This window comes from Nioella ostreopsis (assembly GCF_004000255.1).
GTDB classification, from domain to species: Bacteria; Pseudomonadota; Alphaproteobacteria; order Rhodobacterales; family Rhodobacteraceae; genus Nioella; species Nioella ostreopsis.
In genome coordinates this window covers 18,919-32,174 of record NZ_RCIQ01000033.1, presented here as the reverse complement: position 1 = coordinate 32,174, position 13,256 = coordinate 18,919, and the positions used below count along the sequence as shown (strand labels likewise).

The following is a 13,256-nucleotide window of genomic DNA, read 5'->3' as shown; positions in this document are numbered from 1 at the left end:
GTTTCCTAAACATAACGTCGGACCAATTCAGATGGGGAGGCTCAGGCAGTATTTTGGAGGCGAGTACCTTCTCCGTTCGTGTGTAACATGTAGACACAATCAGTCACCTAAGGGGCTGATAAGAAACTGAAAAGGGTATTCACAAGTAACGATCAGTAACATACAGTCGCGACTAATCTAATTTTTATGGCGGGCTGAAAGGCGGGTCAAATGCCGAAGGAATCGAAGTCGCTTAGTCCGCTCGCAGTCAAGCGGCTACCGCCGGGCGTTCATGCGGTGGGCGGTGTGCCGGGTCTTCATCTCCAGGTCCGTGAAACTGGTGGGCGGTCGTGGTTGCTACGCGCGAAAATCGGTGGTCGCCGCCGCGAAATGGGGCTGGGCCCGTATCCGGAAGTCGGTCTAGCAGACGCGCGGGCTGAGGCTGCTCGGGCCCGAGCTGTGATCCGATCGGGCGGCGATCCGATAGCTGAACGCAAGGCGGTTAAAGCTGCGCTGGCGGGCGCAGCTAGACGTGGCAAGACCTTTTCAGAAGTGCTTGAGGAATACGCTGCCGAAAAACTGACTGAACTTAAAGAGGAAAGGTACCGGGCCCAGTGGTTGGGGGCGGTCAGGAAGTATGCGGTCCCGGTTCTGAACAACATGCCGGTGCAGGATATCGGCCTAGAAGAGGTATTACGCGTCCTGTCTCCGATCTGGTCTGAAAAGACGGCGACTGCGACAAAGCTGCGAGGCCGCCTTAACCAGATTTTATCCTTCGCCACCGTCAAAGGGTATCGCGATGGCGTAAACCCGGCTGCATGGAAAGATAACCTCTCCCAAGTTCTGCCGAGCCCGGACACAGTAGCGGACAGAGAACATTATCCAGCCGTCCAGTTGAAGGATTTGGAGCGCTGGTGGTGTGACCTTCAAACTCGTGAAGGGATGGGCCCTCTGGCAATCGCCTTTCAGGCGATGACAGTTTCTAGGTCCGGGCTGATCCGCTTCGCCACCTGGGATGAGGTCGACTTTGAGGCGGCCCTGTGGACGGTTCAGCCGGGCCGCAGAGCGTCGAAAATACCGCCTCGAAATAGAGGTGGACGCCCTCACAGGGTGCCACTCACGGACGACATGATTTCGCTTCTCAAGTCTGTGCCCCGTTTCCAAGGCAGTTCTTTAATTTTTCCCGGGTCTCGCGGGAGAGAACTTTCGGATGGCGCGCTCGGTGCCCTCATGGACGCGATGCACGTCGCCGATGTGAAACGGGGCGGTCCGGGCTTTGTTGACCGTGAGACCAAGAAAAGGGCTGTCCCGCATGGTTTTAGATCGACATTTCGGGTCTGGGTATCTGATCATACGACTTTCGATGGAGACATGGCTGAGGTCGCCCTACTCCATAAAGTGGGGAGCAAGGTGGCGCAGGCGTATGACCGGTCAGACCGCCTAGAGAAGCGCAAAGAGATGATGAATCGATGGGTGAAGGTACTGAAAACCGGCGCGTGATCAGCTTCCAGGAAGCTGTCGATTTCGCCTACGAGGCGCTCGAAGAGATCGAGGGCCTGCCGAACGAGGTCGATAGACTCGCGGCAATGGTGCTCCACTTTTGCGATAACCGTGATGATACGTCACTGCTTTCGGTAATACGAGCCGCAGAGACGCAAGCCCTGTCCTACGACGCCCTATCTCAGGCAGCTGGCCTGATACTTGAAAGGGGGCAAGTGCTGCCATCTCCACTGGCTGTGTGGACGGGGCGGCGGCTTGCGGATCAGGTTGAGCGGCCAAAAATTCCGGCGCGGTTCAAGCGCGGTTGGCCCGGCGAGAATCAAGAGCGCGACCTAGTCATTTATGATCTTGTCGCCGCGTTCCGTGATTTCGGCCTTACCGCTACGAGAAATGATGAAAACAAAACCAACGGCTTAAGCGGCTGTGATGCTGTGGCGAAGGCCATGTCAAAAAGGGACCTGACCCCGAATACATTTCGAGGGGTCAAGGCTGTCTACCTCCGTGTAAAGCAAGAGTACGCCGCTGGAAAACGCCCAGGTCTCGGTGTGTCCGTGACCAGTAAACTGGTAAAGGACACGATCCGAAAGTGATCGTGTGAATATTTGTCTGCATCCGTAACACAAAGGGGTGCAGCACATGTATCTGACCGACAAACAGGTCGCCGCGCGTTTTAACATCTCCCGCCAGTGCGTCTGGCGCTGGGTCAAAACGAAAGACTTCCCTCGTCCGTATAGCCTGTCTCCTGGCTGCACGCGCTGGAAGCTCTCCGACATCGAAGACTGGGAACCGGGCCGCGATCAAGCGGCTGCCGCCTGAACGTAACGGGCCCCGGCGTGCCGCCGGGGCCTAGAACCGTCAGGTGCCAGCCTGACTAAGCGAAACGGTCCGAAAACCCGCCACGATTAACTAATCGGAATATGGCGGAACACGCTCGGACAGTCAACGGAACAGACTGTCATGCCGAATACTAACCCTAAACCCAGCGATGAAATCCCGCCCGCCGCGTCTGTGAAAGAGGTCGCGTCGAGCCCCTCTAACCACCCGTCTAGTAACACGGGTGGTGGTTCGCGGCACGATGAACCTAAGTCACTGAAGGTAAACCCGAATACTGGTGATATCCAGTCGGTTTCGGCCAGTTCTGAGGGCGAAACGGTGCCTCAAACTGCCCCCCGGCAGCCCAGGAAGCGGCGAAAGCAGCGCCAAAGCCGCGCAAAAGCCACATCGCCCGAGATGACCGCCTTCCAGAAGAAGTTCTTCTTCGACTGGCTCTCGATCACGATCCCTAACGCGACGGATGGCAAGGGTTGTCGGGCCGAAGGTCTCACCGGGGACGAAGAGGTCGCAGCAGCAGAGGCCACGCTCTTCACCTGGGCGGTCAAGCGCAACCTCAGGGAGCAGAGCATTAAGCGCGGCGCAGAGGGGTTTCCTGGGGCGTGTCACCTCGGCATCGATCCGAATGGGGACCGGATGGCGACAATCAGGATCGGTCACAAGACCAACATGCCGAACCTCGACCTCCCGGGCGCTGATGGTGCATGTGCGGAACTCGCCGCCGCCGCATTGAAGGACCTCGGCCCTGTCCTGCTGGCTCGGGCCGACGTCTCCTGGGATTTTTCGAAGCCGGGGCTGTTCGATGAGCTGCTCGACTATGCCGGTACAGTTTCTGCCGCCACCTCGATGGCAGCGCCTCGCCTGATCGAGAGTGAGACCGGGCGGACCTTCTACTGGGGAAAGGGGGAGGCTTCTGTGAAGATCTATCAGAAGGACCTCGAGCGCGTGGCTAAGGGCAAGCTTGATGCTCAGGAGGCAGACTCGGACCTGGTCAGGGTGGAGTTTTCTTTCCGGCCTGAACCCGAACGCAAGGCCGGATTTGCGCGCGTACTCCGTGACGAAGGGCCCGGTGCCTTGCTCGGGTCCGTCCTGTGGGTTCGCAACATGGTCGCCCATGTGGCCTCGATCACGGACCAGGCGGAGGATACGTCTTTGTCGATTACACGCATCCCTAAGACACCTGATCCCCGCACGATCTGGGAGAAAGCGCAGCATGGGCTCCGTCAGTACGCCCGGACGTTCTGCCGTGCTGCGGCTGCCCAGCTCGTTCATGAAGAGTTCGGCGGCGACTATCGCGCTGCGACCATCGCGCCTGAAGTCCTTCTCGACTCGGCGGTCGAATTCGTAACCGGCGCGCTGGCGGACGCAGCGCATGATGTCATCTCAGCGCAGGGGCTCGACGCTGTTCGTGAGATCGAGGAGGAGGCGGCCCGACTGCGCCAGCGACTTCAGCTCTGGATCGACCGTCAGCAAGCAGAGACCGAAGAGGCCCGGTCCCAGCTCCTGGAATACGTCGAGGACATGGCGGCCCTGCGTGGCGACCCCTCTGAACCTTCGTCGTCACCTGAGAAGGGAGGGGAATAATGGGTATTCTGCGCAAAAACCTTTCCGCGGTTGTCCGCACCTCACGGCGACCCGCGACCGAAATGGCTTCCCATGAAGGCCATCCGGTCCTTGCGGCACGGCTCTTTGAGCCCGATACGACAAGGACGGTACTCCCTTCGATCATCAGGCTTCCGAATGCGCTTCCCCCGCCGCCGAGGGAGGGCGACCTGGTCGACTGGTTTCACGGCAAACCGTCCACCCCGGCAGGCTATGCCGTCCGGTCCGGCATCCTCGACCACTGCTCTCCCGTTGATCTTTTTGAGGTCGAGACTGAGTTGCTGGCCGGTGGGGCGCTCCCCCACTACATGCGGGTCCTTTCTGCCGTGTCGGACGGTGCCGAAGACGCCGCGTGGTGCGCCCGGCTCGGACGTGACCTGGGGCGGTACACGCATACGCATGAGGTCGCCGTAGAGGCGCTCGCGGCCTCATTCCGCCGGACCCTGTCGTCCCTCTACCCTGACCGGGCTGACGTCCTGAGGGTCGCTGGAGCGGTCCTCAACGTCACGGAACCGCTGGCCGAGGCCGTCGCAAGCCTGCTCGATGCGGAGCACGAGTTCATCGCTGATGGGCCCAGCGAGGCAACCGGTCCTGCTCAGAACCTCCTCGGGGCTCCGTGGCCGCGCGGTGACCTGAGCCGCCCGTGCTCGCTGGACCGTGCCGTTCACATCCACCTTCTGGGGGCTGTTCCGCTCGGTGAAGCCATGCGCCAGGCCCTCTGGGAATTTCGGACAGCTCAGGCGGTCCGGGTCATGGGGCTCGATGCCAGCTTGATCGTGAGCGCGCGCTTCGAAGCTGACCCCGGCGCGTTCTTCGCTGCTCTGACCGCCCAGCCGAAAGGAGACGTCGATGTGTGACCCTCAGAAAAGGGCCGAGGAGGCTTCGGGCCCGACGGACATGGGACGGCACGGCTGGTCCCCGGGCGGGTCACCCCTCACCTGGACCGGTCGTCCCGTTTCGCCTGCCGAGTGGGTCAAGCTGTCGAGCTGGGAAAAATACGGGCCCGATGGCCGCTTGTGGTGCGGCTGCTGTGGCGCATGGATCGAGGCAGAAATCGCTCTCGCCCATGCTGAAAAAATCCGGGGGGACTGGCTGGCTACACGAAAAGCCAGCGCCAGCCCTGCCGCTGAACTTTGATCAACTAGAAAAGGAAAAGGAGAAAGAAATGGATGAAATGCTTGAACGGATCGTCACTGAGGAAATGGAGCTCGAAGAGCTCACGAAGCAGCTGCCTGCGGATATTCGCCGGATGTATGAGGTTGCCCAGTTCCGGTCGCACGCGTCGGTGATCTGCGTTCAGCTCCTGAAGGCGATCCACATGAAGTCTGGTCAGGTTGATGTTTTCGAGCTGCGTCACCTGGACCCCGCTAATCGCCCTGTCGCGCTGCGCCTGATTGCTCTCTGCTCTCGACCCAGCCGTCTTTCGGACGCCGGACTCTCTGAATTCTTCAGCGATGCGGAAATTCAGGCGCTGTTCGGGACGACTGACCGGACCTCGCTATCCGCGCATTAGCTCCGGAGCCGGACCGGGCTTCCCTGGCGCGGTCCACAATCGCCTCCACCGACCAAGGGGCCCCGTCATCCTCATGAAGGCAGGCGAGTTGAATATCCTCAACCGGACCCGGATATTCTTCGACCAGCCGCCGGATCAGCCCGCGCGCCGCCTCACCCAGGGCCCCAGGGACAGCGATCCGCTCCACTTCGGAGCGGGTCAGTGTCGCGCCGAAACCGTCGCACCAGCGAAGCCACACAGCGGCCCGGCGGCAGGCGAGTTCATCCAGCGCGTCTTCGGTGGCCTCCGCCGCTGTAATCAGGTTCGCAATAGCTTGTGAATTTTTCATGGTCGTCCTGCCTCATATGATCTGGAACATCATCAGCGCGACGACGCCCCCTGCTCCGATGAAGCCCCCAGCTAGCCCGGCCAGCGCGGCGGTGAACCGGACCTCGCGCGCAATAGTCTCGGCTCGGATCACCGGGCCGGTGAGCGCGGACCGGACGCGGCGGATCGCGCCGTCGATATCGGTTTCCAGCCGAACCGCGATACCTTCCTTCTCCCGCTTGGCGATGGCCAGTGCGGTCCGGTCATAGCCGAGAACGGCCTTCTCTAGCGCGGCGGTGGCCTCAGCTAGGCGCGCCCGGACGGCCTCCTGTGCCTCTATCATGTCGCCGGCATAGTTGATGAACCTTCTGAGGTCATCGCCGTCGTGTGGATTAGTGCCTGGCGGGCGAGGTGCTTCATCTGCTGTGGGTTTCCGGATGCGGGCCATTCGGGCCTCCTCTGCTAGAGACGGGGCAGGCCGGACAGCCGTGGCGCGGCGCGGCGGGGCCGGAGCGTTGGTTTAAGGCCATGCGTCAAAATCGGTCGTAGTGCCGCCGCCAGAACATGCCCGGCGCTAAGGGGCGCGCGCCGCGAGTCCTTAGCGCGGCTGTTCGCGAGAGCAGCGAGCGACCGTTTGCGTCCCTCAGGATCGCGCCCAAGACGTCGCCGGAGGTTCGTCAAAGTCGCAGCCCGGTCAATCCGTCCGGCCGCGACGCGTTCGCCACCGGGGCCTACCAGAAGGGCTCCAGACCCGCGACCCTTTTGAACGATCTCCAAGCGCCAGCCCGCCCCCCGAACACCTTGATGTAGGTCGGCCCATGTTTCGGCGTGCAGGAGGGAGCGGCGTACCCGGTCCGGAACCTGATGCTGTCGCGGGTCGCGTGAGGTTCGGTGCCCAGTCATGCGCCGCCCGGTAGCAGGAGCCGGTGCGTTCCGCCCCACAACCGGGGCCCAGTCGCGCTCAACCTCGATCTTCCGGAGGGCCGCTTCGACCTTTGCGTAGCTCTGGCTATCTGATGCGGCCTTACTGTTCGGACCGACGCGGTTCGCCATCACATGGACGTGTCGGTGATCGGTGTCGTCATGTGCGACGATCACGGCTTGATGCCCTTCCAACCCGAGGGCCATCAGCACCCGGCGCGCGTCGGTACACATCTGGTCAGTCGTGACTGCCTCGCCCAAGGCGTAGCTGAGCGACAGATGCAAAACCGGTCGCGTTGTCCGGCGGGACGTGACGGCGGCGATGGACATTTCGTGCGCGGCAGCCACCGCGTTGTCGGACGCCAGATTATCAAAGGCCAAGACATGTCCTCGCCCGCCCTTCGTCAGGTAGCGGGCAAGGCCGGTGAACGACTCACCCTTGCGTAGCTTCCCGATCATCACCGCGATCCTCGCCGGGACGTGTGCGATGTCCGACGGCGGGTGCCGTATCTCGTGACTGGGCGGGCGAACAGACCCGCAAACACGGCTGTCAGGGCCGTGGTGACCAGTGCGATACTCCGGACCGTGGTGGTGCGTTTCATATCGATCCTCCTTCAAATTGTTCGGCGATGGCGAGCAGGCGCTCTCGCGCGGCTGCCACGGCCCGAACCTCAGCCGCCGAAAACGTCTTCGAGGAGTTCCCGATCTTCGCGATCTGGTTCAGGATCGACCCAGTTCGGTTCAACGCCGCGACAGCCTCCACGGTGACGCCCGTGGCTCGCGGGCGGGGCGGCTTCTGGGTGAGAAGGAACGTCCGAGCAAAACCGGACAGGGGCATGGCGACCGTTTCCGCCATGCCCACGACGTGGTTCCACTCGTCGTCATCCAGATAGATTTTCAGAATATTCTGTCTCATCGCCCCGGTCCGGACCGTTAAATTTTCGGAGCCGAAGGCGACTATCGGAGCCCCCGGCGACCCTCGCGCCAGCACAGTTTTCGGGCCCGTTTCGGGTCTGAAAACATTGCTCGCTGATCCCTTAACTCATATATGGGGTAATATGATACCTCATTCAAGCCTCAAGCCCCTCCGGGACCTTCCGTTTCTCGGTCTGCTGCCACGGCCATGGACCCGGTCCAGTATCCATTTCCGGAACCGGGCCCGTTTAAAAATCTGGGCGGCCACGGGAATGCCGCTCCGGTTAGGGATTATGTTCGGACCGGAGTTTCGGGGCGGCGGTTTGCTCGCTCTCGACGCCGCGTTCGCCGAGGGCGTGATCTGGATCGGCGAGGGGGTATTCGAACGGGTAGACTGGGAGGTGCAAGCGGACTGGCTGCTGCGTCACGAAATCCTTCACGCGAAGATCGCCATTGCTCGCCTGGCGACGCGGTCCGGAACCGGAAAGCGCCGGTATGAGCTGCTGACGCACGCCGGGTCAGATGCTCTTCAGATCATTCAGGCGGAGCCCGCGCTGCGGGACCTTTCGGTCCTTCTGCGCGCCTATCGGGAGGACGGCTATGATGTGGTCGAGGAGGCGCTGGTCCGGTTCATTCAACTCATCGACGCGGGCGAAACCGTCCCGGTCACACTGTCGCTGCTTCGGGCCCGACGGGTCTTGAATACCCCCTGGGGCTGGTCCCCGCTGACTATCGTCCGGACCCTCTTCTGGCTCCCGGTCTGCGGCTGGACCGCCTGGCGGGTATCTTGAGGTCTCCTGCTCGCCCTTAGTGGGGACCGCTGCGCGCCGCCCTTTGTAGAGACCCCGCCCTGTCACATAGAGATACCTGCATCTGAACCAGGTTCCTGGTCGAACAGCGAAGCGAACTGCTGATCAGTAAGGAAACTTCTGATGCCGCTCATGGGAAGGCCAATACGTGCAGCGATCATCAGGCCTACGGCGGCATTAAAATACTCCGCGTCAAGCAGCGGAATAGAACGCACATCGACCATACCTTCCCCGCGATGAAGCCCACGTAGGAGCTCGCCGCAAAAACCCGATATTCCAGACGCCATTTCCCAACCACGGAATAGGGTCTGTACGTCGTCACGTATCTCATCAGTTCGCATAGTCGTTCCCCTCAAGAGCTTATTCGTAGATTTTCCGCCGCGACCCAGTGCCAGCTTGTTACAACTGTGCCACGCCTCCAAGGCTCACAAGAGCTTGGGCAATTGCGTCCGGATATCAGACATCAAGATCAGCTTACAGTCCATCACCTCGCCCGTGTTCTGAAGTTGAAGCTGACCTGCGGGGACGGCGCTATCCCATCGGAATTCGTCAGACAGAAGCTCGAGGACCGCGCGCTTATAGTCGGTGTCGGGGTTTTGAAGGTGATCGCCCTTCGTCTCAAGGGCGACGATCCTACGGTCCATTTTATCCCGAGACACGGCGAAGATGAAGTCGGGGTAGATGCGCCCGCGTTTCCACCCCTGAAGCCCGTACTGCGCCTTCGCCACATTCCGGTGCCACCACTTTATCGTCTTCGCTTCGTCCAACATGACCGCGACCCCGCGCTCCTCGGCGTTCAGGTCCGCTTCATAGAAGGGGGCGAAAAGGCTCGCCCCGACAGGGGACCCGTCGCTTCCCGCTAAGACGCGGGACCCGGCGGGTTCCATCGTTGTCGCCGCCTGCGGCATCGTCCAGTTTCGCCCGTCGAGACGAAGGCGGAACTGGATTCGACCAGCTCCTACGTCATCCCTGAACAGTGCCTCGGCCCGGGCCGTCCGGTCCGCGTCAAGTCCCTTGCGCAGGGTGTCGTTGATCAGCCCGGACAATCGCCCCATTTTCGTATCATCGAACCCCCGTTTCCGGAGCGCCGCCACCATGCCCCCTACAATGTCGCGCGCGACAAACGGGTTGGGGACCAGGTCGGATATGAGCCGGACCGCGTGGGCTGGATCGAAGTCCCGGTCCTCCGCGACGGGGGACGCCGTCTTCCCGGCGATGATTTCTGACCCGTCGTCCGAAAGCCCGATGCGCTGCATCTGAGCGGCCGCCTCCTGGGCGTTATCGGGTATCAGAGCCGCGACCGGACCCGGATCGAAGCCGCGCCAGTCCAGTCGGGCCAACAGGTCAGTTTCGTAGTCGAGGTCCCGGGCCTCGCCACCCTCGGTCCAAAGGACCCGGGGCAAGTATATGTCCAGCTTCTCGAACCCCTGACGTCTGGGAATGGGGCGCGCGACACGGTCCTGTCCGCCGCCGCCACCGCCAGTCACCTCGACCACAAGATCAGCAAGGCCGTCGTTCTCCAACCCCTGCTTGATCGCGGCGATGACGCGCCCCGTGTCGGTGTGGTGGGTGATGACGTGACACTCGTCCAACAGGTCAACGCCCGTCTTCGTAGCGTAGGGCTGGCGTAGGATGCGGCCCACAAGCTGGGTCATCGCGCTAAGGTTCGAGCTCGCTGCTAGGGAACAGAGGACATAGGCGAAGGGACAGTCCCAGCCCTCCTGTAGGGCCGCCTTCGTGATGATCACGCGGACCCGGTTCGTCTCGGACAGAAGGTCAAGGTTCTCCGGCTGGGACAAATCATTCTGTTCCGCCGTCTTCACCGCGATCTCCGGATCATCAAAACCGGCGGCTCGCAACCATTCCCGCACGTCTTCGGCGTGAATGTGGGTGCCGTCCCGCTGGTCCTTCCCGGTCCGTTCGACTTGGACCAGGAGGATCGGGCGGATGTAGCGCCCGGTGTCGCCCCGGTGGGTGGTCGCGGCCCGCTGCAACAAGCCCAACCGGTCCACCGCCGCGTTCAGCGTAGCCTTCCAGTCGTCCCCCTGACGCGCTTCTAGGTTCAGGGGCATTTTTATCATGTCTTCCTGATGCAGCTCGCGGCCCGTGACCTCGACCAGAAGGTTCGCCAGCCGGTCCGGCGCGCCGTCCCGGCCTGCCACGTCCTTGGGAGTGGCGGTCAATTCGAGGACGAACATCGGATTGAACCCGTGCAAGGTCTCAAAAGCGAGCGCGGATGTCGCCTTCTGTCCCTCGTCCATCACGACAATGGGGCGGATTAAGCGGAGCGCGTTCCCCAGGCTATCCTTCACCATGCGCCCAAAGTCGGCGTAATGGTCCAGGTTCGGAACGGCCTCCAGCATTGCCTCGTGGGCCTGCTGCTCGCCCTCTGCGGGAAAGAACCCGTTCACGTCCCCCCGGTCCCGGAACATCCTGAGGGTTTCCTTGTTCTGGCGGTTCCCGGACTGAAGCATCAGGATCATGACGCACAAGTGCCCTTCCACGTCCATCGCGTGAAGGTGGTCGCCCTTTTCCATGATCCGGGTCCGGTTCGCAGAAACCCGGTCCAGCGCCTGACGGTAGGGGTGGTCCCGGTCCTTCAGGTGCTTCAGGGTCTGGGTGTATATCGCTTCGTTCGGCACGATCCAGAGGACGAAGCCCGCGTTCCGGCCCAGGTAGCGCCCGAAGATGCGGCTAAGGGCGTTCACGGCCAGATAGGTCTTCCCGCCACCGGTGGGGACCTTGAAGGTCGCGTTCGGGACCACGCGCCCGATCCCGTCGAGCCGGGGCGAAAACGGCTTGTCCGCGCGTGATGCGGGCAACCGGCCCTCGGCCTTCATCTGCGACCAAGCCTGTTCCGCGAAATCGACCGGTTTCATCCCTGCCGCCGCGTCCCCGAGGGTCTTCAATGCCTCGACCTGCGCGTCATGGGTCGCCTTCGCGGCCTTCAGCTTGTCGAGGTAGGTGTCCAGCGTGTCCAGCACGCGCGCCTGATAATCGAGGGCCTTCATGTCAATCGCGCTCCACCCGGTAAAGGGCAAAGGGCAGCGGGGCGAAATCCACCTTCAGGGCCTGCTCGTCCAACATCTTCCGGCTGACGTGCCGGGCCGGGGCGAAGACGACATGCCGCTCGCCCGGCGCGGTTCCGGCCATCGTCCGGGCCCCGGACAGGGTCAACGCGGCCTCGGGGGTCTTCAACCAGTCCAGGTCCGGGCGATAGATCAGCCAGACATGGACCGGGCCGTCAGGGGCTTCGGCCCGGCCCAGATAGCCCCGGTCCGGATTGGCGAGGCCCGGGTCAAAGACCCGGTTCGTTGCCATGTGGAACAGGACCCCGCCAAGGGCGGTCCAGGCCGGAAGCGTCTCGCCGGTCAGTATTTTGTCCAGTTCAATCGCCGGGCCCAGGGTGCAGTAGGTGAACTCGCCGCCAAGCCCCTCGGCCCGATCCTTCACCTTCTTCTCGCCGGTCACGATCAGCTCGCCGTCCTTGACGGATTTCTTGACGCTGTCGTACTCGTGACCGTGAAGATTTTCGATCTTCTCGACCCGTTCGGTCAGTTTCTCCGCCTTCTTGAACTTCGTCCATGTGATCTTCTCACGGAGGAGCTCGGTGCTCTGGGTCCCGGTGAAGTCATACCCGGTCATGACCCGCCGGACCCGCTCGGCGGTGAGCCGGTCCGCGTAATCCTCCATCTCGACCAAGATGAACCGCCGGTTTCCGCCGTCGCGCTTGTTCGCTTCGAGGACCGCGTGGGCGGTAGTCCCTGACCCGGCGAAAGAGTCTAAGATCAATCCGTTCGGCCCCGACGCGATTTGAAGAACCCGCATAAGTAGTTCAATCGGTTTCGGTGTTTGAAAAATGTCATCGCGATCAGAGAATATCTTTTTTAAGAACTGCTTAGCGCCCTGATTGTGTCCAACCTCATGGTGCCACCAAAGGGTCTGCGGGACGACCCCTTCCTGAACCTCGGTCAAGAAACGTTTAAAGCGAGGAACATCGTTCGTTCCTGCCTCACCCCACCAGACTCGATCATCATCAACGTTTTTTTGATGCTGCGTCTGAGAATACCGCCACACCGCTGTGGGAGACGGCCATATTTCCTTGCCGTCGGAAGGCCGGTAAATCGGAAACCAGCTATTAGGGCGCTCCGTTCGTGACTTGTTAGAAACGTAATTATCAGATGCCCATCTCCCACGCGGGTCCTCATCCGGATTCGAATATAACGCCAACTGTTCGTCAGTTCTGGGGATAAGCCCCCGCTCCCATTGATCGGGGTCTTTCGCATAAACCAATAGGTAGTCATGCGTTGTTGATATGTATTTTTCGTCATTAGAAGGCGAGAATCTTTTTTGCCAAATACATGAGGCGATAAAGTTGTCCGGCCCAAAAACCTCATCAAGAAGTGCCCGTGCTCGTTGAACTTCGTTATCGTCTATGGTCACCCAAAGACTACCGGTCTCCGCTAATAACTCGTGAAGCAACCTCAATCGGGGCCACATCATCGCACACCACTTATCGTGGCGCAGGCCGTCCTCGATCCCGATGGGGTTCGAGTTAAGCCACTCCTGGATCATCGGGGCCCGAACGTTGTCGTTATAGGCCCAGCCCTCATTCCCGGTATTGTAGGGGGGGTCGATGAAGATACAGTCCACCTTCCCGGCGTAATAGGGAAGCAGCGCCTTCAGCGCGTGTAGGTTGTCGCCCTGGATAATAAGGTTTCCGTCCAGCCTGGGCTCCCCAATCCCTTTGTCCGGATCGACCTCAAGGGGCCGGACCGGAACCGCCAGGTGGTGATTGTATACGAATTCTTTTCCCTTGAAATTCAGCTCGGTCACATTCCGCCCCTTAACCTGTCATCTTCTTTTTCAACACCCTATCC

14 protein-coding genes are annotated in these 13,256 nt (G+C 61.3%); 7 read left to right on the top strand and 7 right to left on the bottom strand.

Annotation, left to right across the window (positions count from 1 at the left end; translation table 11 throughout):
- Positions 1 to 210 precede the first annotated feature (210 nt).
- The 6 genes from EP237_RS21205 (at position 211) to EP237_RS21180 (ending at position 5,425) form a co-directional block, all read left to right on the top strand.
- Positions 211 to 1,479, top strand: a complete 1,269-nt coding sequence (locus EP237_RS21205) for a tyrosine-type recombinase/integrase (RefSeq protein WP_127562826.1) — start codon at positions 211 to 213, stop codon at positions 1,477 to 1,479.
- Positions 1,449 to 2,069, top strand: coding sequence for a hypothetical protein (locus EP237_RS21200; protein WP_127562825.1), 621 nt, complete (start codon positions 1,449 to 1,451; stop codon positions 2,067 to 2,069). The genes EP237_RS21205 and EP237_RS21200 overlap by 31 nt, the downstream gene beginning before the upstream one ends.
- A 46-nt stretch (positions 2,070 to 2,115) precedes the next feature.
- Positions 2,116 to 2,295 carry a helix-turn-helix transcriptional regulator gene (locus tag EP237_RS21195; RefSeq protein WP_127562824.1) on the top strand — a complete coding sequence of 60 codons (180 nt, stop codon included), beginning with the start codon at positions 2,116 to 2,118 and terminating at the stop codon, positions 2,293 to 2,295.
- A gap of 414 nt (positions 2,296 to 2,709) precedes the next feature.
- Entirely contained in the window at positions 2,710 to 3,894 is a 1,185-nt protein-coding gene (locus EP237_RS21190) for a hypothetical protein (protein WP_127562823.1), read from the top strand.
- Positions 3,894 to 4,769 carry a hypothetical protein gene (locus EP237_RS21185; protein WP_127562822.1) on the top strand — a complete coding sequence of 292 codons (876 nt, stop codon included), beginning with the start codon at positions 3,894 to 3,896 and terminating at the stop codon, positions 4,767 to 4,769. Before EP237_RS21190 ends, EP237_RS21185 begins: the two co-directional genes overlap by 1 nt.
- Before the next feature lie 209 nt (positions 4,770 to 4,978).
- Positions 4,979 to 5,425, top strand: coding sequence for a hypothetical protein (locus EP237_RS21180; protein ID WP_127562821.1), 447 nt, complete (start codon positions 4,979 to 4,981; stop codon positions 5,423 to 5,425).
- Here EP237_RS21180 and EP237_RS21175 read toward each other — a convergent pair.
- The 4 genes from EP237_RS21175 to EP237_RS21160 form a co-directional block, all read right to left on the bottom strand.
- Complete coding sequence (locus EP237_RS21175; RefSeq protein ID WP_127562820.1) at positions 5,361 to 5,753, bottom strand: hypothetical protein; 393 nt, start codon at positions 5,751 to 5,753, stop codon at positions 5,361 to 5,363. The two genes, EP237_RS21180 and EP237_RS21175, sit on opposite strands and share 65 nt — an antisense overlap.
- 12 nt (positions 5,754 to 5,765) lie before the next feature.
- The gene (locus EP237_RS21170) at positions 5,766 to 6,074 is read right to left on the bottom strand and encodes a hypothetical protein (RefSeq protein ID WP_127562819.1); all 309 of its coding nucleotides are present in this window, start codon (positions 6,072 to 6,074) and stop codon (positions 5,766 to 5,768) included.
- Between the two features lie 119 nt (positions 6,075 to 6,193).
- Entirely contained in the window at positions 6,194 to 7,111 is a 918-nt protein-coding gene (locus EP237_RS21165; protein ID WP_127562818.1) for a relaxase/mobilization nuclease domain-containing protein, read from the bottom strand.
- Between the two features lie 139 nt (positions 7,112 to 7,250).
- Entirely contained in the window at positions 7,251 to 7,568 is a 318-nt protein-coding gene (locus EP237_RS21160) for a hypothetical protein (protein ID WP_127562817.1), read from the bottom strand.
- Between the two features lie 292 nt (positions 7,569 to 7,860).
- On the opposite strand from EP237_RS21160, the gene EP237_RS21155 reads away from it, so the two are divergent.
- A complete protein-coding gene (locus tag EP237_RS21155; RefSeq protein ID WP_127562816.1) occupies positions 7,861 to 8,358 on the top strand; it encodes a hypothetical protein in 498 nt (165 codons plus the stop codon).
- A gap of 62 nt (positions 8,359 to 8,420) precedes the next feature.
- On the opposite strand, the gene EP237_RS21150 is transcribed toward EP237_RS21155, so the two are convergent.
- The 3 genes from EP237_RS21150 to EP237_RS21140 all read right to left on the bottom strand — a co-directional run bounded on the left by EP237_RS21150 (position 8,421) and on the right by EP237_RS21140 (position 13,212).
- Entirely contained in the window at positions 8,421 to 8,717 is a 297-nt protein-coding gene (locus EP237_RS21150) for a hypothetical protein (protein ID WP_127562815.1), read from the bottom strand.
- An 84-nt stretch (positions 8,718 to 8,801) separates the two neighbouring features.
- Positions 8,802 to 11,387, bottom strand: coding sequence for a DEAD/DEAH box helicase (locus EP237_RS21145; protein WP_127562814.1), 2,586 nt, complete (start codon positions 11,385 to 11,387; stop codon positions 8,802 to 8,804).
- Between the two features lies 1 nt (position 11,388).
- Complete coding sequence (locus EP237_RS21140; RefSeq protein ID WP_127562813.1) at positions 11,389 to 13,212, bottom strand: site-specific DNA-methyltransferase; 1,824 nt, start codon at positions 13,210 to 13,212, stop codon at positions 11,389 to 11,391.
- Between the last annotated feature and the right edge of the window lie 44 nt (positions 13,213 to 13,256).